Source organism: Serratia sp. K-E0102, from assembly GCF_029962625.1.
GTDB lineage: Bacteria > Pseudomonadota > Gammaproteobacteria > Enterobacterales > Enterobacteriaceae > Serratia > Serratia sarumanii.
This window is the reverse complement of the sequence record NZ_CP124754.1, coordinates 2,851,037-2,877,813: the sequence shown is the minus strand read 5'-3', so window position 1 is coordinate 2,877,813 and position 26,777 is coordinate 2,851,037. Positions and strand designations below refer to the sequence as shown.

Sequence of the window (26,777 nt, the reverse complement as noted above, 5' to 3'; positions counted from 1 at the left end):
ATCCGTAAGCGAGAAGGGCTCTGATGGACGTGAAAGATCTGATTGCGGCGATGACGCCCGAGATATACCAGCGCCTGGTACAGGCGGTTGAGCTGGGCAAATGGCCGGACGGCGTGGCGCTGACGCCGGAGCAAAAAGAAAACAGCCTGCAGGCGGTGATGCTGTGGCAGTCGATGAACAACGTCGATCCGCAGCACATGAGCATCGGCACCGACGGGCAGATCGTGATGAAAAGCAAGCAAGAGCTGAAACAGCAGTTCGTTGCCGAGCCGTTGGCCAAACTCAAACCGCAGTAAGGCTTCCCTTAAGAAAGCGGGGCGATGTCGCCATCGCCCCGTCGATTCACCGTTTTTCGCCCTTAATCCCCAGCGATTCCGCCAGCTGCTGCGCCAGCCGGTTGTCGTCATCCGCGCCGTATTCCCAGAACATCGCACCGCCCAATCCCTGACTTTTGATGTATTCGGCCTTGATGGCCACCGAACGCGGATTCTCGTAGGAGATTGCGAACAGCGGCTTGCCTTCGGCGGATTGCAGCGTCAGGTAAGGCACTTTGGCGTCGCCATCCCAGTGCTCGCGAAAACGATGCTGCGGATCGTTGAGCAATTTACTGACGATATCGTGGTATTTAAAGTAAGTGTCTTTGCTGAGATCCAGCCCCAGCGCGCTGAACAGGGCGGTTTCTCGCGCGCTGAAGTAAGGTTGCGTCACCGGATGTTTGGCGGCGTCCGGCTTGTCCCAGTCGATACCCGCCTCGGTCGCCCGTTTCGGAACCCGGCCGTAGAAACCGATGCCCAGGTTCATCTGCGCCGGTTTCAGGCCGGCAGCCAGATAATTCTTGACCACGAAATCGGCGCTGTAGCGATCGGCGGCCGCCACGGTTGGCCAACGCTTTGAATCGTACAGGTTGGCATTGAAGTACTGCGTGCCGTAAGCCATGTCGTAGGTCATCAGATTGATGTAGTCGAGGTAAGGGGCAATGCTTTTCACATCGACCCATTCCTGCGGGCTTTTGACGTTGGCCCCGACGGCGATGGTTAACAGCTTGCCTTTACCCAGCGCCTGGTGAAGCTCTTTCAACAGCAGGGTGAAGTTGTCGCGATCCGCCGGTTGGCTTTCCACCAGCCCCCATGCGCCGTTCACCGGATATTCCCAGTCCAGATCGATGCCATCCAGCTGATACTGGGCGATTACCTGCAGCGCGGAGCGGATGAATATCGCCCGGTTTTCCGCAGTTGCCGCGGCACCGGAGAAACCCCGTGCGCCCCAGCCGCCGACCGACAGCAGCACTTTCAGCTCGGGGTTCTGTTTACGCAGTATCGGCAGCCGTTGCAGATCGGCCGTGACCTTCGGCGACAGGTAGATCTGGTGGCGGCGAGCGGGGTCTTTCAGCGCTGCATTGGCTTCGTCTTTCTCACCGTTGTAGATCAGGCCGAACGAATAGTTGAGGTGGGTGATTTGCGTGACGTCCAGCTTGTCGATGTCGCCACCGGGGCCGGCGGTGACGTCGCCGCCGCCGTTGAAGTAGCCAACGGAGAGATAAGCCGCTTGGGCCGTGCCTGCGCCGGCCATAGCCAACTGCACCGCCGCCAGTAAAGGCAGCAGTTTTCGGGTTATTTTCATGTCTTTCTCCTTGGGTCGGCAAGGCCGACCGTACCGCCTGAGGCGGTCACAATAAAGCCGGGCTCAGTGGGCCCCGGATGCGTATAACCGATTGACGCCAAAAGCGTCGCAGCCATAACAGCAAAAGCGCCTGCTGCCCACAAGCGGCTGGCGGAGAAGAAGGGCGATATTGTGAGCGGCGTCGAAGTTTCGCCGCCGCTCGGAGAAGGCGCTGATGGCGCCCTGGAGGATTTAGTTGGCGAGGAATTGTGACAGGGTAACCAGTTGCGCACCGGCGCACGCCATGTCCTGCAGCGCCCGCTCGCTGTCGTCCGGCTGCAGATTCACGCCGCGGCAGCCGTCGACGATCACCTGCGTTGGATAGCCGGCAGCCAGCGCATCCAGCACGCTGAACTTCACGCAGTAGTCGGTCGCCAGGCCCATGATTGCCAGCCGCCGGACGCCCTGCGATTGCAGCCAGCCGTGCAGTTCGGTCTGCGCTCGGTGGCCGTTATCGAAGAATGCGCTGTAGCTGTCGATATCCGTATCCTGCCCTTTGCGAAAAACGGCATTGATATGTTGCCGCTGTAACTGGGGGTGAAAATCGGCGCCGTGGCTCCCTTGCACGCAGTGCACCGGCCACCATACCTGCGGCAGGCCTTCCAGCTCGCCGAGGGTGCCGACCTGCGCATGGGAGTTCACCGCAAAACTACGGTGATTGGCGGGATGCCAGTCCTGGCTGGCCACCACCGGCTCGCCACGCGCGAGACAGGCGGCGATCGCCTGATTGGCCACCGGGATGACGGCGTCGCCCGCAGTGACCGCCAGCGCGCCGCCGGGGCAGAAATCGTTTTGCAGATCGATCAACAACAGGGCCGTTTTCATCGCCGCTCCAGAGTTCAGTAGGTTAACCGTTGATGCTCAGTTCGCCGCGCAGGTCTTGCTGCATCAGGGCGCGGATTTGTTCCGGCGTCAGCGGTTGGCTCAGCAGGTAGTGCAGCTTGGTCAGGGCGGCTTCCACCGTCATGTCGAAACCGCTGATCACCCCGGCGTGCGCCAGCGCGTTGCCGGTGGCGTAGCCTTCCATATTGACGCGCCCGGAGATGCACTGCGTCAGGTTCACCACCACGATGCCGCGTTCTGAAGCCGCGCGCAACTCGTCGATCAGCTCGGCCTTCTGCGGCGCGTTGCCGACGCCGTAGGAACGCAGGATCAGCGCTTTGACCGGCTGCAGCAGGAAGTTGCGCACCACCGCGCCGGAAATGCCCGGATAGATAGTGACCACGCCGATCGGCTGCGGCGTAATGTCGTGCACCCGCAGCGCGCCGTTGCATGGCGGGCTGTCGATGCCTTGCTGGCGGCGAATGTGAATACCGGCTTCCAGCAGCGGCGGCAGATTCGGGGAGGCGAAGGCGTCGAAGCCGTCGGCGTGCGCTTTGGTGGTGCGGTTGCCGCGGAACAGCTTGTTGTTGAAGAACAGGCTGACTTCATTCACCGGATGGTTGGCCGCCAGATACAGCGCGTTGAGCAGGTTGGTCTGGCCATCGGAACGCAGCTCCGCCAGCGGAATCTGCGAGCCGGTGACGATCACCGGTTTAGCCAGGTTTTCCAGCATGAAGGAGAGTGCCGACGCGGTGAACGCCATGGTGTCGGTGCCGTGCAGGATCACGAAGCCGTCGTACCGATCGTAGTTCTGCTTGATGTCGTCGGCGATGTGCTGCCAGTCTTCCGGTGTCATATCCGAAGAGTCAATCAATGGCGCATATTCATGAATGGTGAAATCCGGCATTTCCGGGCGATGGAATTCGGGCATCAGCGCCAGCTGGCGCTGCAGGTGGCCGGAAACCGGGATATAGCCGTGATCGGAACGCTGCATGCCGATGGTGCCGCCGGTGTAGGCGACGTAAATGGATTTCTTTTGCATGGTCATGATTTTAACAAAGATAAGATGGGCTGAATTATAGGGGCATGGCGGCAGAAAAAAAGCCCGGCGATGGCCGGGCTGCAGAATAATTTGTTAGCGGACTTCTCCGCAGGTGAGACAGATCGCATAACGGTTTTGCGGATCGTTCAGGTTATTGAACAAACCCGGCTGTTCTTTCACCGCGTTGGCGACCGAGGCCAGCGGAGCGGGCAGCATGGCCTGAATCGCCGCCGGCAGCATGGCGTGAACGGAAACGCCGAACTGGCTGAGCACCATATCGCTCAGGCTTGGGGTATCGACGAACCAGTTGAGCTGCCACTGCTGCAGCTTCGCGAGCTCGGCGGCTTTTTTCACCGCGTCGTCGAAATCGCCCAATTGATCGACCAGGCCGTTGGCCTTGGCGTCGCTGCCGAGCCAGACGTGGCCTTGGGCGATTTGGTCAACCTGCTGCGGGGTCATCTTGCGCGATTTGGCGACCAAATCGAGGAAGTTCTTATACCCGTTTTCGATGTTCAGCTGCATCATCTGCGAGAACTCCTGCGGCAGCGCCTTGGTGACCGCAATGTCGGCCAGCGGCGAGGTCGCCACGCCATCGGTGTGCACGCCCAGCGTATCCAGGGTTTTCTCGTAGGTGTTGATGATGCCGAAAATGCCGATGGAACCGGTCAGGGTGCTCGGGCTGGCGATGATGTAGTCGGCCGGCGTCGAAACCCAGTAGCCGCCCGACGCGGCCATGCCGCCCATCGAAACCACCACCGGTTTGCCAGCGGCGCGCACGGCGGCCAGTTCGGAACGGATCACTTCGGATGCGCTGACGCTGCCGCCCGGGCTGTTGACGCGGAACACCACGGCCTTGATGGCCGGATCCAGACGGGCCTGACGCAGTTCGGCGGCGGTGGTATCACCCCCGACGTTACCCGGCGTCTGCGGGCCGTCCATGATGGCGCCGTTGGCGAAGACCACGGCGATCTTGCCGCCCTGATTGGCGTCCGGCTTCGGCTGGTAGTCGTAGATGCTGATGGCGTTGAAATCGTTCGCTTGTTTATCCCAGCCGAAGGTCTTGACCAGCTGATTTTCGATCGCGGTGCGCGAGGCCAGCTCGTCCACCAGCTTATTGTCCAGCGCATAGCGAGCGGTGTCGCCACCGGCCGCCTGCAGGCCGCTCAGCACGCCGGCGGCACCCGGGAACAGCTGCTGTGGCGTCAGCTGGCGGTTGGCCGCGACGGTTTCCAGATAGTTCTGCCACAGGCCGCCAATCCAGCGGCTGTCCGCTTCGCGCGCCGCCGGAGACATATCGTCGCGGATCAGCGGTTCGACCGCCGATTTATAGGTGCCGACGCGGAAGATATTGGTGGTGACCTTGAGCATGTCCAGCAACGACTTGTAATACAGGTTGTTGGTGGCGAAACCGTGCAGATCGACCGCGCCCTGCGGCGACAGATAGACCTTGTTGGCGTAGCTGGCCAGGAAGTATTGCGTCTGGTTGTAGCTGTCGCCGATGGCGAAGATCGGCTTGCCGCTGTCGCGGAACTCGCGCAGCGCCTTGCCGATATAGCGCAGCGACGGCTGATCGGCGCCGACGAAGTCATTCAGTTGCAACACCATGCCGGTAATGTTTTTATCGTCTTTGGCCTTGCGGATGCTATCGACCACGTCGAACAGCGAGTTTTCCTGCAGACGGCTGCTGGAGGCGCCCAACAGCTCGCGGCCCCATTGCCGCACCCGGTTGTTTACCGAGGGCTGATCGACCACCACGCCGCTTAAATCGACCAGCAGCGCGCCGCGCGCCGGAGCCGTCGTGGTGGAGGAACTTTGGAAGGACAGATAGATGCCAACCCCAACCAGGATCAGCAAGACCAGGAACAGGTTAAGGATCAGTTCCCTGATAAAATTCAGCAGACGCCATGTCCACCGGAAAATGCCGGCAATAATTTGCCACAATGTGCGCATGTGCTCTCCAACAAGAGTCGAGAATGTTCCGCTATCCTAATGAGCGGCCGGGGAAATGTCAGCTTTAAATCGTGGCACACAGACGCTATCGCCGAGGCTGTAACTCGTCGTTTAGCTATGTTAACGTGGCCGGAATGAAAATTGTTATCAGGAGTTTACGATGGATGCTCTGGATCTTTTATTGAATCGCCGCTCGGCTTCGCGCCTGGCGGAACCGGCGCCGGCGGGGGAAGTGCGCCAAAATATCATCAACGCGGGCCTGCGTGCGCCCGATCACGGCGCGCTGCAGCCGTGGCGTTTCGTGTTGATCGAAAATCAGGGTCTGGAGCGCTTCAGCCAGCTGCTGCAGGCGGCGGCGAAACAGGATCAACTGGACGAAGCGGCGATCGAAAAGGCCACCAAGGCGCCGTTCCGCGCGCCGCTGATCATCACCGTCATTGCGCACTGCACTGAAGAGACCAAGGTGCCGCGCTGGGAGCAGGTGGTTTCCGCCGGTTGCGCGGTGCAGGCGATGCAGATGGCGGCGCTGGCGCAGGGCTTTAACGGCATCTGGCGCACCGGCGCCTGGACCGAGCATGCGCTGGTGCGCGAAGCCTTCGGCTGCCGCGAGCAGGACGAGATCGTCGGTTTCCTCTATCTGGGCACGCCGCAGCTGAAGGCCGCCACCAAGGTGACGCCGCCGGACAGCACGCCTTTCGTCAGCTATTTCTGAGTTTTCTCCCGCGGGGCGCGGCGAAAATGCGCCAAACCCCGCAAAATCGCATGGTTTCTGAGCAGGCCGTTCGCTTATCGCTGGCGCGCTCTTATCAATCCCTTCGGCAAGCGCTACCCTATGTTATCTTGAGTGCCGTTACCGAAGGGAGTGGACTATGACATCGCCAGCGATCCGTTTAACCCAGTACAGCCATGGCGCTGGCTGCGGCTGCAAAATCTCACCGAAAGTTCTCGAAACCATCTTGCACAGCGAGCGAGAAAAGTTTGTCGATCCGCGCCTGTTGGTCGGCAATGAAACCCGCGACGACGCGGCGGTGTACGACATCGGCAACGGCGTCGGCATCATCAGCACCACTGACTTTTTCATGCCGATCGTCGACGATCCGTTCGATTTCGGCCGCATTGCGGCCGCCAACGCCATCAGCGACGTGTATGCGATGGGCGGCAAACCGATCATGGCGATCGCCATTCTCGGCTGGCCGATCGCCAAACTGCCGCCGGAGGTGGCGCAGCAGGTGATCGACGGCGGGCGTTTCGCCTGCCAGCAGGCGGGGATCGCGCTGGCCGGCGGCCATTCCATCGATGCGCCGGAACCTATTTTCGGCCTGGCGGTCACCGGCGTGGTCAATACCGAACGGGTGAAGAAAAACAGCGCGGCACAGGCCGGGGCGAAACTCTATCTGACCAAGCCGCTGGGCATCGGCGTGCTCACGACCGCCGAGAAACAAAGCAAACTGCGCACTGAGCATCAGGGCCTGGCGACCGAAGTGATGTGCCGCCTGAACAAGCCGGGCGCCGACTTTGCCGAGGTGGCGGGCGTCACGGCGATGACCGATATCACCGGTTTTGGCCTGCTGGGCCACCTGAGCGAGGTGTGCCAGGGCTCCGGTCTGCAGGCGACGGTCTGGTTCGATCGGGTGCCGAAGCTGCCGGACGTCGAGGCGTATATCGCCGAAGGGTGCGTGCCGGGCGGCACCGGGCGCAACTTCGACAGCTATGGCCATCTGGTGGGCGAGATGAGCGATTTGCAGCGCCAGCTGCTGTGCGATCCACAAACCTCCGGCGGCTTGCTGTTGGCGGTATTGCCAGAGGCGGAAGCGCAGGTGCTGGCGATTGCCGGGCAGCACGGTATCACCCTCAACGCTATCGGTGAATTGCATGCCGCACAGACCGGGCAGCCACTGATCGAGGTCGTGTAGTGTCCCACATGCAAGGAAGGCCGGACAGCGACGATTACCCACGCATTTTCCTGCAGGACGTGCCGCTGATTGACGTGCGCGCACCGATCGAATTTCAGCAGGGCGCCTTCGCACAGGCGGTGAATTTACCGCTGATGATCGACAGCGAACGCCAGGCGGTCGGCACCTGCTATAAGCAGCATGGGCAGCAGGCGGCGATCGCGCTCGGCCACAGCCTGGTGAACGGCAAACTGCGCGAACAGCGCACCGCCGCCTGGCTGGCGGCCTGCGCAGCGCGGCCCGAAGGCTATATTTACTGCTTCCGCGGCGGGCTGCGCTCGCAGCTGGTGCAGCAATGGTTGCACGAGGCCGGCGTGGATTATCCGCGTATCACTGGCGGTTATAAGGCGCTGCGCAATTATCTGCTCGGTGTACTGACGCAAAGCGCGCAATTGCCGATGGCCCTGGTGGGCGGCAATACCGGCAGCGGCAAGACGCTGCTGGTCAACGAACTGGCCGACGGCGTCGATCTGGAAGGCGCGGCGCGCCATCGCGGTTCATCTTTTGGCCGAACGCTGGCGGGGCAGAGCTCGCAGATAGATTTTGAGAATCGTCTGGCTGTGTTATTGCTGAAAAAACAGCATGGTGGCAGCCGCCGTTGGGTGCTGGAAGACGAAGGGCGGATCATCGGCAGCAACAATCTGCCGTTGCCGTTGTTCAACGGCATGCAGCAGGCGCCGGTGGCGGTGATCGACGATCCGTTCGATATTCGTCTGGCGCGCCTGCAGGCCGAATATATCGACGGTATGCGCGAACAGTTCGAACAGGCCTATGGCATGGAAGAGGGCTGGCGGCAGTACGACGACTATTTGCATCATGGCCTGTTCGCCATTCGCCGCCGTTTGGGCCTGGAGCGCTTCCAGCAGTTGACGCAGCGGCTGGAGGCGGCGCTGCGGGCGCAGCGCCTCAGCGGCGAGGGCGACGCGCACCGCGAGTGGTTGGCGCCTCTGTTGCAGCAGTACTACGATCCGATGTATTGCTATCAGTTGGAAAAGAAAGCCCAGCGGATCGTCTTCCGCGGGAACTATGCAGAAGTAAGAGAATTCTTGATGACGTTCAGCCAGAAAAACGGTGATTAATGCGACTGTTCATAGCCGAGAAACCGAGTTTGGCGCGCGCCATTGCCGACGTCTTGCCCAAGCCGCATCGCCGCGGCGACGGCTATATCGCCTGTGGCAACAACGACGTGGTGACCTGGTGCGTCGGCCATCTGTTGGAGCAGGCCCAGCCTGACGCCTATGACAGCCGCTATGCGCGCTGGTCGTTGGCGGATCTGCCAATCATCCCCGAAAAATGGCGCTTACAGCCACGCCCTTCGGTCAGCAAACAGCTCAACGCGATTAAAAAGTTGCTGCACGAAGCCGATGAAGTGGTTCACGCCGGTGACCCGGATCGCGAGGGGCAACTGCTGGTGGATGAGGTGCTGGACTACCTGGATTTGACGGCGGAGAAGCGCCAGAACGTGCGCCGCTGTCTGATCAACGATCTCAATCCGCAGGCGGTGGAGCGTGCTGTCGAGCGTCTGCGCGACAACCGTGATTTCATTCCGTTGTGCGTGTCTGCGCTGGCGCGTTCGCGCGCCGACTGGCTGTACGGCATCAATATGACCCGCGCCTACACGCTGTTGGGCCGCAACGCCGGTTACGACGGCGTGCTGTCGGTGGGCAGGGTGCAGACCCCGGTGCTCGGATTGGTGGTGCGCCGCGATGAAGAGATCGAAAACTTCGTGCCAAAAGACTTCTTTGAGGTCAAGGCGCACATCGTCACGCCGAAAGAAGAGCGCTTCGTGGCGCTGTGGCAACCCAGCGAGTCCTGCGAACCTTATCAGGATGAAGAGGGGCGTTTGCTGCACCGGCCGTTGGCGGAGCACGTGGTCAAGCGCATCGAGGGGCAGCCGGCCCTGGTCACGTCCTATAATGATAAACGGGAATCAGATACCGCGCCGCTGCCGTTCTCGCTCTCTACGCTGCAAATCGAGGCGGCCCGGCGCTATAACCTCAGCGCGCAACAGGTGCTGGACGTTTGCCAGCGGCTGTACGAAACCCACAAATTGATCACCTATCCGCGTTCCGACTGCCGCTATCTGCCGGAAGAACATTTCGCCGGCCGCCACGCGGTGCTGAACGCCATCAGCGTGCACCAGCCTGAGCTGTATCCGCAGCCGGTGATCGACAGCGATCGCCGCAACCGCTGCTGGGACGATAAAAAGGTCGATGCGCACCACGCCATTATTCCCACCGCCCGCGCCGGCAAGGTGAATCTGACGCAGGATGAACGGAATGTGTATGGGCTGGTGGCGCGCCAGTACTTGATGCAGTTCTGTCCGGATGCGGTGTTCCGCAAATGCGTGATCGAGCTGGATATCGCCGGCGGCAAATTCATCGCCAAGGCGCGTTTCCTGGCGGAGGCCGGTTGGCGTACGCTGCTGGGCAGCAAGGAGCGCGACGAGGAAAACGAAGGCGCGCCGCTGCCGGTGGTGGCCAAGGACGATGAGCTGCTGTGCGAGCGCGGTGAAGTGGTGGAGCGCCAGACGCAGCCGCCGCGGCCGTTTACCGACGCCAGCCTGTTGTCGGCCATGACCGGCATCGCGCGGTTCGTACAAGATAAAGCGCTAAAGAAAATCCTGCGGGCGACCGATGGTTTAGGTACGGAAGCGACGCGAGCGGGGATCATCGAATTGCTGTTCAAACGGGCGTTTCTGTACAAGAAGGGGCGCTATATTCACTCCAGCGAAACCGGGCGCGCGTTGATTCACTCGCTGCCGGATCTTGCTGCGCGTCCTGATATGACGGCCAACTGGGAAGCCACGCTGACGCAAATCAGCGAGAAATCCTGCCGCTATCAGGACTTTATGCAGCCGTTGGTCGGCACGCTGCAAGAGCTGATTTATCAGGCCAAGCAGAGCCGGGCGAGCATGGCGTTTCGTGGGTTGCCGCCGCCGCCTTCCAGCGGGGGCAAAAAACGCAGGAAAAGCGCCGGCAAGGCGCAGGAGAAGAGTGAATGAAGCATGGACTCAGTGGGGTTTTAGCCGCCGCTGTCTTGGCGTTTTCCGGCCTGGCCGCCGCCAATCGCGGCGATGTGGACGTGGTGTTGCCGGTTTCGCCGGAGATTTGGGGCACGGCCAAAAGCGGCGTCAATCCGCCGCCGGCGCAGCCCTGCAATCGCTGTTGTGTCTACCAGAACCAGAATTATTCCGAAGGGGCGGTGCTCAAAGTCGAAGGGGAAGTGCTGCAGTGCGTGCGTGAGCCTAACACCATCGGCACCAACCCCTTGATTTGGGTGCGATTGAAGAAGTGACGATGTAACCTATCGCCGCGCTCAGCGCGCATCGTCTTGCGCGGCGATATAGTCCGCCAGCAGTGGAACGTCGGCGGGCGCCAGGGCGTATTCCTGCGCCTGTTGCGGCGTGACCCAGACCAGCGCCGAGTGGCAATGCAGCTGCAATTCACCGGAGAACTCCGCGACTCGCCAGGCATGCAGCCGGATGAGGCGTTCGCCTTGCTGCCACTGATTGCTGCCCACATGGTCGCCGATACGGGCGCAAATCCCCAACTCTTCATCCAGCTCGCGCGCCAGCGCCTCTGGCTGGCTTTCGCCGGCTTCAACCTTGCCGCCGGGAAACTCCCACAGACCGGCCTGATCGCTGCCTGCGCCGCGCTGGGCCAGCAAAATGCGGCCGTTCTGTTCCAGAATGGCGGCTACCACGTCGATAATTTTCATTGGCTTCACAGAGTAAAACCCCGGCGAGCGCCGGGGTGATGGGTTTATAGCGTAAATTCCGCCCACACCGGCGCATGGTCGGAAGGTTTCTCCATCCCACGGGTTTGGTAATCGATGCCGGTGGCGATGCAGCGCGAAGCCAGCGGGGTGCTGGCCAGCAGCAGATCGATACGCAGGCCGCGGTTGTCGTCGAACCCTTTGGAGCGGTAGTCGAACCACGAGAATTCGTCGCTGCGCCCCGGGTTGGCGTGGCGGTAGGTGTCCACCAGCCCCCAGTTCAGCAGGCGTTCCATCCATTCGCGCTCTTCCGGCAGGAAGGAACACTTGCCGGTGCGCAGCCAGCGTTTGCGGCTGTCTTCGCCGATGCCAATGTCATAATCGCTTGGGCTGATGTTCATGTCACCCATAATCAACACTGGGGATTCCGCCGACAGCTGCTGCTCCAGGTAGTTTTGCAGATCCTGATAAAAGCGTGTTTTAGCCGGGAATTTGATCGGGTGGTCGCGGCTTTCACCTTGCGGGAAGTAGCCGTTGATCACCGTCAGCGTGCCCTGCGGCGTAGCCAGATCGGCCATGATGATGCGACGCTGCGCATCTTCTTCATCGGTCGGGAAACCGCGGCGCACGGCCAGAGGCTCCGCTTTGGTCAGCAGCGCTACGCCGTAATGGCCTTTTTGCCCGTGATAGAACACGTGATAGCCGTGCTGGCTGACTTCTTCCAGCGGGAACATGTCGTCGTGAACTTTCGTTTCTTGCAGGCCGATCACGTCGGGCTGGTGCTGTTCGATAATTGCCGCCAGCTGATGCGGACGCGCGCGCAGTCCATTGATATTAAAAGAGACAAACTTCATGAGCGGTGCCGTTTTCACGATAAAAATGTGCTGTGATAGTAGCAGAGTTTGGCGGGAAATGTAACGCAGACAGCGGCGGGACCGCTGGCTGCGCAGCGGCTTTATTTCGCCCAGCGGTCATAATTTTTGGGTTGATAGTCGTCAAACTGTTGCAGCAGCGTTTGCGCCGATTCACTGATGTGCAGGGTGCCGAGGTAGTCGTGGCGCATAAAGCCCTGATCGGCGACGTGCTCGAGGAACTGGCTCAGCGGGCGGTAGAACCCGTTGACGTTGAGCAGGCCGACCGGTTTGTTGTGATAGCCGATTTGCCCCCAGGTCCAGATTTCAAACAGCTCTTCCAGCGTGCCGATGCCGCCGGGCAGGGCGATAAAACTGTCCGCCAGCGCCGCCATACGGGCTTTGCGCGTGTGCATATCCGGCACCACTTCCAATTCAGTCAGGCCGCGATGCGCGGTTTCCGCTTCAACCAGGCGCTCGGGGATAATGCCGACAGCTTCACCGCCCGCCGCCAACACCGCGTCCGCCACGATCCCCATCAATCCTTTTTTGCCGCCGCCGTAGATTAAACGGCGCCCCTGTGCGGCCAGCAGCTGCCCCAGTTGACGAGCCTGCTCGGCATAAGCGGGATTGACGCCTTCGCTGGCGCCACAAAAAACGCAAATATTGTTTCGCATCCACCTGTTCCTTACTGCGCAAAAGAAGCCAGTGGTATAGCGAATTGTCGGTCTTAGTTCAAGTTACGGTTGGATGAGAGCAAACAAAACGGCTGGGTGAAAGCGGTGAATAAGGGAAGATAGCTTGAGTTTTATTGGTGCGAGGATAATGATTCGATTTGGAAATATTCTGCAAGAGATGGTGGTGGGGGAAGGATTCGAACCTTCGAAGTCTGTGACGGCAGATTTACAGTCTGCTCCCTTTGGCCGCTCGGGAACCCCACCATGGTATTCATGGATTTACAAATTGTCGTTCCAGTTTTATCCGGAAGAAACCTGGCCGGTTTCTTTACTGCGTCTTCGCTCCTGGCGGAGAGAAGATGGTGGTGGGGGAAGGATTCGAACCTTCGAAGTCAGTGACGGCAGATTTACAGTCTGCTCCCTTTGGCCGCTCGGGAACCCCACCATATACATGGCTATTTAACTGGCCTTGCTTGCGAGAGCGCTGTCTCGGTAAGCGGGGCGCATCATATCAAATGAAGCGGATGTGTAAAGCATTGAAATGCAGAAAATGAATCGTTTGCCGTTTTTTTATTCTTGGCGGTGCATCCCTGAACGAAATGCACCGATTTATTGAGCGATTACAGAATAACGGTGCGGTTGCCGTAGACGAAGACGCGCTGCGCCAGCACCTGATACAGCGCGCGGCTGAGCACATTTTTCTCCACGTCGCGGCCGGCGCGCATCATATCCTCGGCGGAATAGGTGTGATCGACGTGGATCACGTCCTGCATGATGATCGGGCCTTCGTCGAGATTGTCGTTAACGTAGTGGGCGGTGGCGCCGATGATTTTTACCCCGCGCTCATAGGCCTGGTGATAAGGGCGCGCGCCGATAAACGCCGGCAGGAACGAATGGTGAATGTTGATCACCTGATTCGGATAATGTTGCACGAAGGCCGGGGTCAGCACGCGCATATATTTGGCCAGCACCACGTAATCCGGCTGATATTGATCGATCTTGGCCGTCATTTCGCGGTCATGCTGTTCACGCGTCAGGCCTTCGTGGCTCACCAGATGGAAAGGAATATCGAAACGCTCCACCAGCGATTGCAGCGTGTCGTGGTTGCCGATCACGGCGGCGATTTCAACGTCGAGGCCGCCATAGGCGCTTTTCATCAACAGATCGCCCAGGCAGTGGGCCTCTTTGGTGACCAGCACCACGATGCGCCGGCGCCCGGTGCTGTGCAGCTCACGCAGCGAACCTTCCGGCAGCGCGCTGTCCAGATCGGCCAGCAGCGTGTTGTCGTTGAAAATGCCTTCCAGCTCGGTGCGCATGAAGAAACGCCCGGTGCGGTGATCGACGAACTCATTATTCTGCACGATATTGAGTTCGTGCTTGTAACAGATGTTGGTGATCTTGGCGATCAGCCCTTTGGCGTCCGGGCAGATGGTGCGTAACACTTTCCGTTGTACATTTTGGTGTGGCATGGGTTTGAGGATCCTGTCTGATACTGAACGGCCTGTCTGCGCAGGCGTAAACGTGAAGCGCCGGCCGGCTAGCGCCCGCAGCACTTCTTGTATTTTTTCCCTGAGCCACAGGGACACATCGCATTTCTGCCGGGCTGGGGTTTGGTGCCGTCGATATAATACCAACGTTGATCGCGACGAAGGAAGCGCGAGCGCTCATGCATCGCCTGTGGTTCGCCGCTTTCGCCATCGATAAAGCGGGCGATGAATTCGACGAAGCCTTCATCCGGCTCATGACCGGCTTTCTCTTCCACGATCGTCAGGCCTAACCATTCGGTATTTTTAAAGCTGTCGACGATTGCATTGCGCCACGCTTCGGCGCCGCAGTCGGGGTGCCAGGTGGCGATCAGATAGTCGACGTTATGACTCACGTAGGCGGTGAAGCGTGAACGCATCAGCTGACCGGGCGTGGGTGCCGGCTGATTGCCGCTGATAAAAGGGGCGCAGCACGCGTTATACGCCTGTCCGCTGCCGCATGGGCATGATTCGGGCAAAATAACTCCTGAGAACACGAGGCAGAAAATGAATTTAGCGCATATGTTACCTAACAATATTCGTCAGTGACAATCTACCCTGAAAGCAGAGAACACCTTTCACCGCGAGGATGGCGCTATGCGGCAAATCAAGATCGGACTGGCGCTGGGGGCGGGCTCGGCCAAAGGCTGGGCGCACATCGGCGTGATTAATGCGATAAAGAAACTGGGGATTGAGGTTGATATCGTGGCCGGTTGCTCCGTCGGCGCGTTGGTGGGGGCGGCGTTCGCCAGCCATCGTCTGCCGGCGATGGAGCAGTGGGTGCGATCGTTCAGCTATTGGGACGTGATTCGCCTGATGGATTTTTCCTGGCACCGTGGCGGCCTGTTGCGCGGCGAGCGGGTGTTTAACGCCGTCGGACAGTTGTTGAAGATCAATGATATCGCTGAATGTGCGCTGAAGTTCGGCGCCGTGACGACCAATCTCAGCACCGGGCGTGAGCTGTGGCTGACCGAAGGCGATATTCATCAGGCGATACGCGCCTCCTGCAGCATGCCTGGCCTGTTGGCACCGGTGTGGGCCGACGGCTATTGGCTGGTGGATGGCGCGGTGGTCAATCCGGTGCCGGTGTCGCTTTGCCGCGCCATGGGCGCCGATATCGTCATCGCGGTCGATCTGCAGCATGACGCGCACCTGATGCAGCAGGATCTGTTCTCGATACGTATCGAGGAAGAAAGCCCGGAAGATGCGCCTGCGGCCACCTGGCGCGGGCGTCTGCGGGAGCGCATCGGCAGAATGCGGCAGCGCAAACCGGCGACGGCGCCCACGGCGATGGAGGTCATGGGCACCTCGATTCAAATGCTGGAAAATCGCCTGAAGCGCAACCGGATGGCGAGCGATCCGCCGGATGTGCTGATTCAACCTTTTTGCCCGCAAATCTCGACGCTGGATTTCCACCGCGCCAATGAAGCGATCGAAGCGGGATTGCTGGCGGTGGAAAAACAACTGGATCGGTTGTTGCCGTTGATAAAAAATAGATAATTCTCGGTTCTCGGTTGGCATTGCGCGGTCAGTCTGTTTCAGACGAGCATAAGTGACCTTTTTGAGCCACTATTACACTATGGAAAGGGACGAGGCTCGGCTGATGGCATTACCACTTACTCACAAGCGCATCTTGATCGTTGAGGACGAACAGGTTTTTCGTTCGGTGCTGGTCGGTTATTTGGCCTCGCTGGGCGCTGAAACCGGCGAGGCGACCAACGGTTTACAGGCGTTGAGTGCCGTCGATGACTTCAAGCCGGATCTGATCCTGTGCGATCTCGCGATGCCGGAAATGGGCGGTATCGAATTCGTTGAACACCTGCGTTTGCAGGGGGTACAGATCCCGGTGCTGGTGATCTCGGCCACCGACAAGATGGCGGACATCGCCAAGGTGCTGCGGTTGGGCGTGCAGGATGTGCTGCTCAAGCCGCTGACCGATCTCAACCGCCTGCGTGAAGCGGTGCTGGCGTGCTTATACCCCAATATGTTCACCTCCCAGGCGATTGAAGAGGTTGAACTGTTTCAGGATTGGGATGCGCTGAGCAAAAATCCTTCCGAAGCCGTCAAACTGCTTAAACAATTGCAGCCGCCGGTACAGCAGACCATTGCGCATTGCCGGATCAACTATCGGCAGTTAACCACCGGCGAAAATCCCGGCCTGGTGCTGGATATCGCCGCCTTGTCAGAAAAGGATCTGGCATTCTATTGTCTGGACGTCACGCGCGCCGGCGATAATGGCGTATTGGCGGCTTTGCTGTTGCGCGCGTTATTTAATGGGCTGCTGCAAGATCATCTGGCTAATCAACAGCATCGTCTGCCGCAAATGTCGGCATTGTTAAAGCAGGTTAATCAATTATTGCGGCAGGGGAAATTAGACGGTCAATTCCCTCTGTTGTTGGGATATTATCACACCGAAAATAAAAACCTGATCCTGGTTTCCGCCGGGCTGCATGCCAACGTCAATACCGGTGACAATCAAATCCAGCTGAACAACGGCGTGCCGCTGGGGACGCTGGGAGCTACCTATATGAATCAGATCAGTCAGCGCTGTACCGCCTGGCAGTGTCAGGTATGGGGCAGCGGTGGCCGATTGCGGCTGATGCTCAGCGCTGAATAACAGGCAGCGATCGGCGAGATCTTAAGCTATTCACTTATCGGTAATTAAACCGTTTATTTATTCTCCCGATTATCCGAACGGGTAATAGTCCTAAATGTTTTCTATTTGTGTTCCGGCTAATGCTCGGCGCGTATAAGCTGGTATACTCCGAAGGTTTTTTTATATCGAGCCAAGCTCATAAAATGAGCGCTTTAGCTTTAAGAGAGGAAATAATGCCTGCTGTAAATCGCAAAGTCAGAAAAGCCGTGATCCCGGTTGCAGGCTTGGGTACGCGGATGTTGCCAGCCACCAAAGCCATTCCGAAAGAAATGCTGCCGCTGGTTGATAAACCGCTGATCCAATACGTCGTCAATGAGTGCATTGCGGCGGGGATTAACGAGATTGTGCTGGTCACCCACTCCTCCAAGAACTCGATCGAAAACCATTTTGATACCAGTTTCGAACTCGAAGCGATGCTGGAAAAACGCGTCAAGCGCCAATTGCTGGATGAAGTGCAGTCGATCTGCCCGAAAGGCGTTACCGTGATGCAGGTTCGTCAGGGCAATGCCAAAGGCCTGGGGCACGCAATTATGTGTGCCTACCCGATGGTGGGCGATGAGCCGGTCGCGGTGGTGCTTCCTGACGTGATCCTCGATGAATACAGCGCCGATCCGAAAAAAGACAACCTGCACGAAATGCTGCAGCGCTTCGAAACCACCGGCGTCAGCCAAATCATGGTTGAACCCGTGCCGCATAAGGATGTCGGAAACTACGGCGTAGCCGACTGCAAGGGCGTCGATCTGCAACCGGGCGAAAGCGCGCCGATGGTCAGCGTGGTCGAGAAGCCGTCGCCGGATAAAGCGCCTTCCAACCTGGCGATTGTCGGGCGTTACGTATTGTCCGCCGATATTTGGCCGCTGTTGGCGAAAACGCCTCCAGGCGCCGGCGATGAAATTCAGCTGACTGACAGCATCGAAATGCTGATGCAGCAGGAAACGGTGGAAGCGTATCACCTGAAAGGCGTGAGCCATGACTGCGGTAACAAACTGGGTTACATGCAGGCTTTTGTAGAGTACGGCATGCGTCATGCCAGCCTGGGCAAAGAATTTTCTCAGTGGCTGCAACAGGTTGTTGCCGCTGACAAGAAGTAATTTGATCTTTCGTCTTAATTTGAAAAACTAGGATTTTCACATGAAAGTAACAGTTTTTGGTATTGGTTATGTGGGGCTGGTACAGGCCGCGGTGCTGGCTGAAGTTGGCCATGACGTTATGTGCATCGATGTTGATGAGCGAAAAGTCGAAAACCTGAAAAAAGGGAATATCCCGATTTTTGAGCCGGGCCTGGCGCCGCTGGTGCAGCAAAACTATGAGGCCGGACGCCTGCATTTCACCACCGATGCCAAAGCGGGCGTGGCGCACGGGAATATCCAGTTTATCGCCGTCGGCACGCCGCCGGATGAGGACGGCTCCGCCGATCTGAAATATGTCACCGCGGTGGCGCGCACCATCGCCGAGCACATGACCGATCGCAAAGTGGTGATCGACAAATCCACCGTGCCGGTCGGCACGGCGGACAAGGTGCGTCAGGTGATGGCGGAAACGCTGGCTAAGCGCGGCAGCAACGTGCCGTTCGACGTGGTGTCCAACCCTGAATTCCTGAAGGAAGGCGCTGCGGTGGCTGACTGCATGCGCCCTGAGCGCATCGTGATCGGTACCGATAATAAAGAGGTGATCGAACCTATTCGCGAGCTGTACGAGCCGTTTAACCGCAATCACGATCGTATGATCATGATGGATATCCGCAGCGCGGAGCTGACCAAATACGCCGCCAACTGCATGTTGGCGACCAAAATCAGCTTTATGAACGAAATGTCCAACCTGGCGGAAATGCTGGGCGCGGACATCGAGAAAGTGCGTCAGGGCATCGGTTCCGATTCACGCATCGGCTATCACTTCATCTACCCTGGCTGTGGCTACGGTGGCTCTTGCTTCCCGAAAGATGTGCAGGCCTTGATCCGCACGGCGGAGCAGATCGGTTACCAACCGAAGCTGTTGCAGGCGGTAGAGCAGGTCAACTACCAACAGAAAGACAAGCTGAGCAGCTTTATCAAAGACTATTTCGGCAGCGATTTGAAGGGCAAAACCTTCGCACTGTGGGGTCTGGCGTTCAAGCCGAATACCGATGACATGCGTGAAGCCTCCAGCCGCGTGCTGATGGAGCAACTGTGGGCTGCCGGCGCCACCGTTCAAGCCTACGATCCGGAAGCGATGAACGAAGTTCAGCGCATCTATGGCCAGCGTGACGATCTGAAACTGATGGGCACCAAAGAGGCTGCGTTGCACGGCGCCGATGCGCTGGTGATTTGCACCGAATGGCAGAATTTCCGCGCACCGGACTTCGACGTGATCAAGGGTGCGTTGAAACAGCCGGTGATCTTCGATGGACGTAACCTGTACGATCCGGAGCGTTTGGCGAATCGTGGCTTTACCTACTATGCGATTGGCCGCGGCGCATCGATTAAACCGGTTATTTAAGGAGTGACCATGAAATTCCTGGTTACAGGCGCCGCAGGGTTTATTGGTTATCACGTTGCAGAGCGTTTGTTGACCGCCGGGCATCAGGTTGTCGGCATCGATAACCTGAATGACTATTATGACGTGGGCCTGAAAACGGCCCGTCTGGACAGACTGGCGGATAAGCCGGGATTCCGCTTTATCAAGCTGGATTTGGCCGATCGCGAAGGCATGGCGGCATTGTTCGCCGAGCATCAGTTTCAGCGCGTCATTCATTTGGGCGCGCAAGCCGGCGTGCGTTATTCGCTGGTCAACCCGTTGGCTTATGCGGACGCCAACCTGATCGGCCATTTGAACGTGCTGGAAGGCTGCCGGCATAATAAGGTCGAGCATTTACTTTACGCGTCCTCCAGCTCTGTTTATGGCCTCAATCGCAAGCTGCCGTTTGCTACCGAAGATTCTGTCGACCACCCTGTGTCACTGTATGCGGCAACCAAAAAAGCCAATGAGCTGATGTCACACAGCTACTCTCATTTATACGGTCTTCCGACGACGGGGCTGCGCTTCTTTACCGTATATGGTCCCTGGGGGCGTCCGGATATGGCGCTGTTCAAGTTTACCAAGGCCATATTGGCGGGGGAGAGCATCGATGTATATAACCACGGTGAAATGCACCGTGACTTTACTTACATTGATGATATCACCGAGGCGATTGTGCGGCTGCAGGCGGTTATTCCGCAGGCAGATCCGTCATGGACCGTTGAACAGGGATCGCCGGCGACCAGTTCCGCGCCGTATCATGTTTATAATATCGGCAATAACTCCCCCGTTAAACTGATGGAATATATCACGGCATTGGAGCAGGCTTTGGGGGTAACGGCCCGCAAGAATATGCTGCCGATGCAACCTGGCGACGTGATGGATACCAGCGCGGATACCGCAGAGCTTTATCGTGACATTGGTTTTAAGCCGGAAACCAGCGTTGAAGAGGGTGTGAAGCGCTTTGTTGATTGGTATAAGGCATTCTACCAGGTTCAATAATTGAACGAGGGTAAATGCGATAAAGGGGCCTTAGGGCCCTTTTTTTTCACTGGGATTTCGTGCAAGGAGGAAAATGCGAATTAGGATATTTACTAAAAGAAAAGGGATGAGGCGGGATCACGGCTATAAGCTTTAAAATGAAAAGGCCCCCCGCAGGGAGCCTTTCAGATACGGACTGAATCGCTATTACAGCAGGAAATCATCCAGAGATTTACCTTGCTCTTCGATAGCTTTCTTAATCACCGCAGGGGTACGGCCTTGGCCGGTCCAGGTTTTCAGTTCGCCGTTTTCGTCTTTATATTGGTATTTAGCAGGACGTGCTGCACGTTTTGCTTTGCCGGCAGCCTTGTTGGCAGCCATGGTTTGCAGCAGTTCATTCGGATCGATACCGTCAGCAATCAGCATTTCGCGGTATTGCTGCAGTTTACGAGTGCGTTCTTCGATTTCTGCTTGAGCCTGGCTGTCTTCTTCGCGACGTTCGTTCACAACAACTTCCAGTTTCTCGAGCATTTCTTCCAGCGTTTCCAGTGTGCATTCTCTTGCCTGGGCGCGCAGAGTGCGGATGTTGTTCAAAATCTTTAATGCTTCGCTCATTGTCCTAGTCTCAAATTATATTGGTGGGGGGCGTCTCGATAATAATAGAGTGCTATTTTCCTTTCTGCAATAGCCAAATTGACTTGAATACTCAAATTTACCTTTTAAAAAACCGTTAATCGGATCTGTCCGACTAATATAGGAAGGGCTGTTAACTATTACCCTCACCGCACTTAAGTCAAAATTTCAGCAGGCATGCTTTAAAATGCGCGTGGCACAAGGCTTTCATCGATAAGTTATCGCTGTAATTTATATCAATATTACAATGGGTTCTGTGGGCTTAATCACGTCATGACGAGGCAGACATTGTAAACAATAGGGGTATCTGGGTAAAGATTGCGTCAGGAAACGTCGGGGGAGAACGAAGGTGATTAAATGCCCTGTATTGGCCTCACGTATAATAGGCAAGCACTCCGCCGCGGTCGCGGCGCCTGCCGAGGTGAAAGGGGGGATTATGCATTAATCGGCAAATGACCGGCTTAACCATTAGCAAGAATTAATAGTGATGACAGGCATACATTATCCTGTAAATAGCGGTAAAAAGAACGGGCCGACAGAAGGATATGTTTCGCTTGAAAGCGCATTATTACGGCGAACGCAATATTCGCTCGCTTTGGGCTGAGCCGGGGGGCGGGTTATGGTACACTCACCGTCCTAATCAACATTTGAATATTTCTTATACCATCGGAGTTGCGGGGCCATGGCTCAACTTTATTTTTATTACTCTGCGATGAATGCCGGCAAGTCCACCGCGCTGCTACAGTCTTCATATAACTATCAAGAACGTGGTATGCGCACGCTGGTGTTCACTGCGGAGATCGATCACCGCTTTGGGGTGGGCAAAGTCAGCTCGCGCATCGGTTTATCCTCGCAGGCCCAGCTCTATAACAACGACTCGATGCTGTACGCCATGATTCAGCAGGAGCATCAACAGCAGCCGGTGCATTGCGTGCTGCTGGATGAAAGCCAGTTCCTGACCAAGGCCCAGGTTGAGCAATTGTGCGATGTGGTGGACCAACTGGACATTCCCGTATTGTGCTACGGCCTGCGTACCGATTTTCTCGGTGAGCTGTTTATCGGCAGCCAATATTTGCTGGCCTGGGCTGATAAGCTGGTGGAATTGAAAACCATCTGCCACTGCGGGCGCAAAGCCAATATGGTGTTGCGGTTGGATGAAAACGGCCAGGCGATGCACGCCGGTGAGCAGGTGGTGATTGGCGGTAACGAGAGCTATGTCTCCGTCTGCCGCAAGCATTATAAAGAAGCGATTCACTCCCTGGAGTAGGGGAGAAAACGCCGCCAAAGCCCGCTGAAGCGTTTTGGTGACCTGAGTCGAAATGCAGCGCCTCGGGCGCAATAAAAAACCCGCCGTGTGGCGGGTTTTTTTATCGGTTCACGGAACCGTTATTTCTTGGGCTTCTTTACCGCGGCTTTGGCGGCAGCCGGAGCGGCAGCTTCCTCTTCTACCGCTTCGCTGAATTCGCGGCCGTAGAAGGTATCCAGCATGATTTGCTTCAGTTCGGCAATCAGCGGATAGCGCGGGTTGGCGCCGGTGCATTGGTCGTCGAACGCGTCTTCCGACAGCTTGTCGACTTTCGCCAGGAAGTCCGCCTCCTGCACACCCGCTTCGCGGATGGAGGTTGGGATGCCCAACTCGGTTTTCAGCTCGTCCAGCCAGGCCAGCAGTTTCTCAATCTTCTGCGCGGTGCGGTCGCCCGGGGCGCTCAGGCCGAGGTGGTCGGCGATTTCAGCGTAGCGGCGGCGCGCCTGAGGGCGGTCGTACTGGCTGAAGGCCGTCTGCTTGGTCGGGTTGTCGTTCGCATTGTAGCGAATAACGTTGGAAATCAGCATCGCGTTGGCCAGGCCGTGCGGAATGTGGAACTCCGAACCCAGCTTGTGCGCCATGGAGTGACAAACCCCAAGGAAGGCGTTGGCGAAAGCGATACCGGCGATGGTGGCGGCGTTGTGCACGCGTTCACGAGCAACCGGGTTTTTCGCGCCTTCTTTATAGCTGGCCGGCAGATACTCTTTCAACAGTTTCAGCGCCTGCAGCGCCTGGCCGTCGGAGTATTCGTTCGCCAGCACCGAGACGTAGGCTTCCAGCGCGTGGGTGACCGCATCCAGACCGCCGAAGGCACACAGGGATTTCGGCATGTTCATCACAAGGTTGGCGTCGACAATCGCCATGTCCGGGGTCAGCGCATAGTCGGCCAGCGGGTATTTCTGCCCGGTGGTGTCGTCGGTCACGACGGCGAATGGCGTGACTTCCGAACCGGTGCCTGAGGTGGTGGTGATAGCGATCATCTTCGCTTTCACGCCCATTTTCGGGAACTTGTAGATACGCTTGCGAATGTCCATGAAGCGCAGCGCCAGATCCTCGAAGTGGGTTTCAGGATGTTCGTACAGCACCCACATGATTTTCGCAGCGTCCATCGGCGAACCGCCGCCCAGCGCGATGATGACGTCCGGTTTGAAGGAGTTCATCTGCTCGGCACCTTTACGCACGATGCTCAGCGTCGGGTCGGCTTCCACTTCGAAGAACACTTCGGTTTCGATGCCGTGAGACTTCAGAACCTTGGTGATCTGGTCGGCATAGCCGTTGTTGAACAGGAAACGGTCGGTCACGATGAAGGCGCGTTTTGCCCCGTCGGTCGCCACTTCTTCCAGCGCGATAGGCAGCGAGCCACGGCGGAAGTAGATCGATTTCGGAAGTTTATGCCACAACATGTTTTCTGCTCGCTTCGCTACAGTTTTCTTGTTGATCAGGTGTTTAGGTCCGACGTTTTCAGAGATGGAGTTACCACCCCAGGAGCCGCAACCCAGCGTCAGCGAAGGCGCGAGTTTGAAGTTATACAGGTCGCCGATACCGCCCTGAGAAGCCGGGGTGTTGATCAGGATGCGAGCCGTTTTCATTTTATCGCCGAAGTAGGCGATGCGAGCCGTTTGGTTATCCTGGTCGGTGTACAGGCAGGAAGTGTGGCCGATACCGCCCATGGCGACCAGTTTTTCGGCTTTGGCGACGGCGTCTTCGAAGTCTTTGGCCCGGTACATCGCCAGCGTCGGCGACAGTTTTTCATGGGCGAAAGGTTCGGACTCGTCGACCAGCTTCACTTCGCCGATCAGCACTTTGGTGTTGGCCGGCACTTTGATGCCTGCCATCTCGGCGATTTTCGGTGCGGATTGCCCGACGATGGCCGCGTTCAGACCGCCGTTTTTCAGGATGATGTCCTGCACCGCTTTCAGTTCTTTACCCTGCAGCAGATAGCCGCCGTGGGAAGCGAAGCGTTCGCGTACCGCATCATAAATAGAGTCGACGACGATGACCGACTGTTCGGAAGCGCAGATAACGCCGCTGTCGAAGGTTTTGGACATCAGGATAGAAGCGACCACGCGCTTGATGTCAGCGGTTTCGTCTACCACCACCGGTGTATTACCGGCACCGACGCCGATGGCCGGCTTGCCGGAGCTGTAGGCGGCTTTTACCATGCCCGGGCCACCGGTGGCCAGGATCAGGTTGATGTCCGGGTGGTGCATCAGCTGGTTGGACAGTTCGACGGTCGGTTGGTCGATCCAACCGATGATGTCTTTTGGCGCGCCGGCGGCGATAGCGGCTTGCAGCACGATATCGGCGGCTTTGTTGGTGGCATTCTTCGCACGCGGGTGCGGCGAGAAGATGATGCCGTTACGGGTTTTCAGGCTGATCAGCGCTTTGAAGATCGCGGTAGAAGTTGGGTTGGTGGTAGGAACGATACCGCAAATCAGGCCGATAGGCTCGGCGATGGTGATGGTACCGAAGGTGTCATCTTCAGACAGGATGCCACAGGTTTTTTCATCTTTATAGGCGTTGTAGATGTACTCGGAAGCGAAGTGGTTTTTGATCACTTTGTCTTCGACGATACCCATTCCGGATTCTTCCACGGCCATTTTGGCCAACGGGATACGGGCATCAGCAGCGGCGAGGGCGGCAGCGCGGAAAATTTTATCCACTTGCTCTTGAGTGAAGTTGGCATATTCGCGCTGGGCTTTTTTGACACGTGCGACAAGCTCGTTCAGTTCAGCGACATTCGTTACAGCCATAATGCTCTCCTGATAATGTTAAACTCTTTCAGTAAATAAGCCGTGCGAGCCACTAGTATAGTCATAACGGGAATAAACGGTGATTTGAATACCGGGGCTTTCCCGCGTTATTTCTTCGCATGCTGCTGATTTGCTTAAAGAGCTTCACCCTACGCCAACCGGAGGGGTAGGCAGTGAGGAGAAGGGAACCGGCTGGGCTGCCGCCGACTTTGTTCTACTCCCTGACTACGACTAAGAGCTTACCTACTGTTGGGTAGTCGATTTGTGATCTAAATCATGAAAAGTGCAAGCTGACACCTTTCAGCTTGCCGGTGTTGGGAATCATTCTTGATAACTGTGAGCGATGACTCTTTTTTCAACATAAAAAATCAAAAGGCCATACATCACTTTAACAAAGGGCATTTGTTTCGTTGCATAACTTGCTGACAGTCAAAAATGCTGCTTGGGCCGGATGGATTACCCGCGCCAATTCCATTACATTAGCGCGCATAGGCAGCACACCTTTTTTATAGCGATTAATGCGGAGCATCTGTGGGCCAATCTCTGTTGGATCTTTCCGGCTTTATCAAGTTCTTTGTCGGTCTGTTTGCGCTGGTCAACCCGGTGGGCATTTTGCCGGTGTTTATCAGCATGACCAGCTACCAGGCGGAAGCGGGGCGCAATAAAACCAACCTGACCGCCAACCTGTCGGTCGCCATCATTTTGTGGACGTCGCTGTTCCTGGGCGAAGGGATCCTGCGGATGTTCGGCATCTCTATCGATTCGTTCCGCATCGCCGGTGGTATTCTGGTGGTGACCATCGCCATGTCGATGATCAGCGGCAAGCTGGGGGAAGACAAGCAAAACAAGCAGGAGAAATCGGAGAGCGCGATCCGCGAAAGCATCGGCGTGGTGCCGCTAGCGCTGCCGCTGATGGCGGGGCCGGGGGCGATCAGTTCCACCATCGTGTGGAGTTCCCGTTATCACAACTGGCAAAGCCTGCTCGGCTTTACGGTGGCGATCGCCTTGTTCGCCTTTTGTTGCTGGCTGTTGTTCCGCGCCGCGCCGCTGTTGGTGCGTTTGCTGGGGCAGACCGGCATCAACGTGATCACCCGTATCATGGGTCTGCTGCTGATGGCGCTCGGCATCGAGTTTATCGTTACCGGCATTAAGGCGATATTCCCCGGCCTGTTGTAATACCCTTTGTTTAGCCGCGTACCTTTCGCGTCGGCGCGGCTAAAATTAATTTTAAAGTTTAAATTATTTATTGGTTCGCATTATTATAGTGCACAGAGTGAATAAAAATTATGCCGTTGCACTCTTATGTTGCATAAATCTCATGTTGCTGCTCAAAAAAAACGCTGAGCGCTATTTCAAACACTTTTCCTCCCCCCTTTTCGCGCATTTTGCCCCCGTTCAACGGTAAAGCTGTTGTTAAATTAGTCACATCATTCTGTGGGGCTTGTCTCACTTTCATCCAGGTGTTATTAGTGATTAACCGCCCGTAGACAGGTGTTTGTTCTTTGAATGATTGGATTGTTAACTGAATGTTTCTTTTCGCGGCGGTGAGATCGTGCTGACGGTTTCAATTGAAATGAATTCGGTTTTTTTTCCTTTAAAATCATATCAATGACATTGGTTTTTCTTGGCCTCGAACGCAGGGGACGGATCGGGCTTCGTGCGATAAAAGAGAATTGCTTAACATTTTCGTAAAATTTATTGGCTATGGAATTTGGCTTCTGCTAATTTCCGAGCAACTTTCCCGTGGTCAATTAACTGAAAT

24 protein-coding genes and 2 tRNA genes are annotated in these 26,777 nt (G+C 57.1%); 13 read left to right on the top strand and 13 right to left on the bottom strand.

The genetic code is table 11. The annotated features are described in order from the left end of the window. Positions 1–23 precede the first annotated feature (23 nt). The gene (locus tag SSARUM2_RS13750; RefSeq protein WP_033634809.1) at positions 24–296 is read left to right on the top strand and encodes a DUF1315 family protein; all 273 of its coding nucleotides are present in this window, start codon (positions 24–26) and stop codon (positions 294–296) included. A gap of 46 nt (positions 297–342) precedes the next feature. Here the strand turns inward: SSARUM2_RS13750 and SSARUM2_RS13745 are convergent, their stop codons facing one another. The 4 genes from SSARUM2_RS13745 to sppA form a co-directional block, all read right to left on the bottom strand. Beyond that, positions 343–1,620: a glycoside hydrolase family 18 protein gene (locus SSARUM2_RS13745; protein WP_060452597.1), complete on the bottom strand. Its 1,278-nt coding sequence runs from the start codon at positions 1,618–1,620 to the stop codon at positions 343–345. Between the two features lie 231 nt (positions 1,621–1,851). Beyond that, a complete protein-coding gene (gene pncA / locus SSARUM2_RS13740) occupies positions 1,852–2,484 on the bottom strand; it encodes a bifunctional nicotinamidase/pyrazinamidase (protein ID WP_033654376.1) in 633 nt (210 codons plus the stop codon). A 22-nt stretch (positions 2,485–2,506) separates the two neighbouring features. Next, positions 2,507–3,523, bottom strand: a complete 1,017-nt coding sequence (ansA, locus tag SSARUM2_RS13735; protein WP_033638505.1) for an asparaginase — start codon at positions 3,521–3,523, stop codon at positions 2,507–2,509. A gap of 93 nt (positions 3,524–3,616) precedes the next feature. Continuing rightward, positions 3,617–5,473: a signal peptide peptidase SppA gene (sppA, locus tag SSARUM2_RS13730; RefSeq protein ID WP_033634806.1), complete on the bottom strand. Its 1,857-nt coding sequence runs from the start codon at positions 5,471–5,473 to the stop codon at positions 3,617–3,619. Between the two features lie 160 nt (positions 5,474–5,633). Between sppA and SSARUM2_RS13725 the strand changes: the two genes are divergently transcribed. The 5 genes from SSARUM2_RS13725 to SSARUM2_RS13705 all read left to right on the top strand — a co-directional run bounded on the left by SSARUM2_RS13725 (position 5,634) and on the right by SSARUM2_RS13705 (position 10,722). Continuing rightward, positions 5,634–6,185 carry an NAD(P)H nitroreductase gene (locus tag SSARUM2_RS13725; protein WP_060438581.1) on the top strand — a complete coding sequence of 184 codons (552 nt, stop codon included), beginning with the start codon at positions 5,634–5,636 and terminating at the stop codon, positions 6,183–6,185. A gap of 157 nt (positions 6,186–6,342) precedes the next feature. After that, positions 6,343–7,386, top strand: a complete 1,044-nt coding sequence (selD, locus tag SSARUM2_RS13720; RefSeq protein WP_033654374.1) for a selenide, water dikinase SelD — start codon at positions 6,343–6,345, stop codon at positions 7,384–7,386. An 8-nt stretch (positions 7,387–7,394) separates the two neighbouring features. Further along, entirely contained in the window at positions 7,395–8,504 is a 1,110-nt protein-coding gene (mnmH, locus tag SSARUM2_RS13715) for a tRNA 2-selenouridine(34) synthase MnmH (RefSeq protein WP_060418874.1), read from the top strand. Then, positions 8,504–10,429: a DNA topoisomerase III gene (locus SSARUM2_RS13710; RefSeq protein WP_033647606.1), complete on the top strand. Its 1,926-nt coding sequence runs from the start codon at positions 8,504–8,506 to the stop codon at positions 10,427–10,429. The genes mnmH and SSARUM2_RS13710 overlap by 1 nt, the downstream gene beginning before the upstream one ends. Next, positions 10,426–10,722: a YnjH family protein gene (locus SSARUM2_RS13705; protein ID WP_041035422.1), complete on the top strand. Its 297-nt coding sequence runs from the start codon at positions 10,426–10,428 to the stop codon at positions 10,720–10,722. The genes SSARUM2_RS13710 and SSARUM2_RS13705 overlap by 4 nt, the downstream gene beginning before the upstream one ends. 21 nt (positions 10,723–10,743) lie before the next feature. Here the strand turns inward: SSARUM2_RS13705 and SSARUM2_RS13700 are convergent, their stop codons facing one another. The 7 genes from SSARUM2_RS13700 to SSARUM2_RS13670 all read right to left on the bottom strand — a co-directional run bounded on the left by SSARUM2_RS13700 (position 10,744) and on the right by SSARUM2_RS13670 (position 14,672). Beyond that, a complete protein-coding gene (locus SSARUM2_RS13700; RefSeq protein ID WP_060438583.1) occupies positions 10,744–11,145 on the bottom strand; it encodes a pyrimidine (deoxy)nucleoside triphosphate diphosphatase in 402 nt (133 codons plus the stop codon). A gap of 44 nt (positions 11,146–11,189) precedes the next feature. Beyond that, positions 11,190–11,996, bottom strand: coding sequence for an exodeoxyribonuclease III (gene xthA / locus SSARUM2_RS13695; protein ID WP_033647602.1), 807 nt, complete (start codon positions 11,994–11,996; stop codon positions 11,190–11,192). 101 nt (positions 11,997–12,097) lie between these two features. Next, positions 12,098–12,670, bottom strand: coding sequence for a TIGR00730 family Rossman fold protein (locus SSARUM2_RS13690; RefSeq protein ID WP_004932190.1), 573 nt, complete (start codon positions 12,668–12,670; stop codon positions 12,098–12,100). A gap of 179 nt (positions 12,671–12,849) precedes the next feature. Continuing rightward, positions 12,850–12,934 (bottom strand) — tRNA-Tyr (locus tag SSARUM2_RS13685). Positions 12,935–13,030: 96 nt separating this feature from the next. Further along, a tRNA-Tyr gene (locus SSARUM2_RS13680) sits at positions 13,031–13,115 on the bottom strand. Between the two features lie 175 nt (positions 13,116–13,290). Further along, entirely contained in the window at positions 13,291–14,139 is an 849-nt protein-coding gene (purU, locus tag SSARUM2_RS13675) for a formyltetrahydrofolate deformylase (protein WP_016927485.1), read from the bottom strand. Between the two features lie 68 nt (positions 14,140–14,207). Next, a complete protein-coding gene (locus SSARUM2_RS13670) occupies positions 14,208–14,672 on the bottom strand; it encodes a YchJ family protein (protein WP_033634796.1) in 465 nt (154 codons plus the stop codon). A 118-nt stretch (positions 14,673–14,790) separates the two neighbouring features. Between SSARUM2_RS13670 and rssA the strand changes: the two genes are divergently transcribed. The 5 genes from rssA (at position 14,791) to SSARUM2_RS13645 (ending at position 20,344) form a co-directional block, all read left to right on the top strand. Then, the gene (gene rssA, locus SSARUM2_RS13665; protein ID WP_041035415.1) at positions 14,791–15,693 is read left to right on the top strand and encodes a patatin-like phospholipase RssA; all 903 of its coding nucleotides are present in this window, start codon (positions 14,791–14,793) and stop codon (positions 15,691–15,693) included. A 103-nt stretch (positions 15,694–15,796) separates the two neighbouring features. After that, positions 15,797–16,810 carry a two-component system response regulator RssB gene (gene rssB / locus SSARUM2_RS13660; RefSeq protein WP_060452598.1) on the top strand — a complete coding sequence of 338 codons (1,014 nt, stop codon included), beginning with the start codon at positions 15,797–15,799 and terminating at the stop codon, positions 16,808–16,810. Between the two features lie 212 nt (positions 16,811–17,022). Beyond that, positions 17,023–17,940, top strand: a complete 918-nt coding sequence (gene galU, locus SSARUM2_RS13655; protein ID WP_033634792.1) for a UTP--glucose-1-phosphate uridylyltransferase GalU — start codon at positions 17,023–17,025, stop codon at positions 17,938–17,940. A 40-nt stretch (positions 17,941–17,980) separates the two neighbouring features. Next, the gene (locus SSARUM2_RS13650) at positions 17,981–19,324 is read left to right on the top strand and encodes a UDP-glucose/GDP-mannose dehydrogenase family protein (RefSeq protein ID WP_033634791.1); all 1,344 of its coding nucleotides are present in this window, start codon (positions 17,981–17,983) and stop codon (positions 19,322–19,324) included. 9 nt (positions 19,325–19,333) lie between these two features. Beyond that, the gene (locus SSARUM2_RS13645) at positions 19,334–20,344 is read left to right on the top strand and encodes an NAD-dependent epimerase (protein ID WP_033634790.1); all 1,011 of its coding nucleotides are present in this window, start codon (positions 19,334–19,336) and stop codon (positions 20,342–20,344) included. Between the two features lie 186 nt (positions 20,345–20,530). Here the strand turns inward: SSARUM2_RS13645 and hns are convergent, their stop codons facing one another. Beyond that, complete coding sequence (gene hns, locus SSARUM2_RS13640; protein ID WP_004932170.1) at positions 20,531–20,938, bottom strand: histone-like nucleoid-structuring protein H-NS; 408 nt, start codon at positions 20,936–20,938, stop codon at positions 20,531–20,533. Between the two features lie 700 nt (positions 20,939–21,638). On the opposite strand from hns, the gene SSARUM2_RS13635 reads away from it, so the two are divergent. Further along, complete coding sequence (locus SSARUM2_RS13635; RefSeq protein WP_033634789.1) at positions 21,639–22,223, top strand: thymidine kinase; 585 nt, start codon at positions 21,639–21,641, stop codon at positions 22,221–22,223. Between the two features lie 119 nt (positions 22,224–22,342). On the opposite strand, the gene adhE is transcribed toward SSARUM2_RS13635, so the two are convergent. After that, positions 22,343–25,015: a bifunctional acetaldehyde-CoA/alcohol dehydrogenase gene (gene adhE, locus SSARUM2_RS13630; protein WP_033634787.1), complete on the bottom strand. Its 2,673-nt coding sequence runs from the start codon at positions 25,013–25,015 to the stop codon at positions 22,343–22,345. Between the two features lie 531 nt (positions 25,016–25,546). On the opposite strand from adhE, the gene SSARUM2_RS13625 reads away from it, so the two are divergent. Continuing rightward, positions 25,547–26,191 carry a YchE family NAAT transporter gene (locus SSARUM2_RS13625; RefSeq protein WP_015378089.1) on the top strand — a complete coding sequence of 215 codons (645 nt, stop codon included), beginning with the start codon at positions 25,547–25,549 and terminating at the stop codon, positions 26,189–26,191. Positions 26,192–26,777 lie beyond the last annotated feature (586 nt).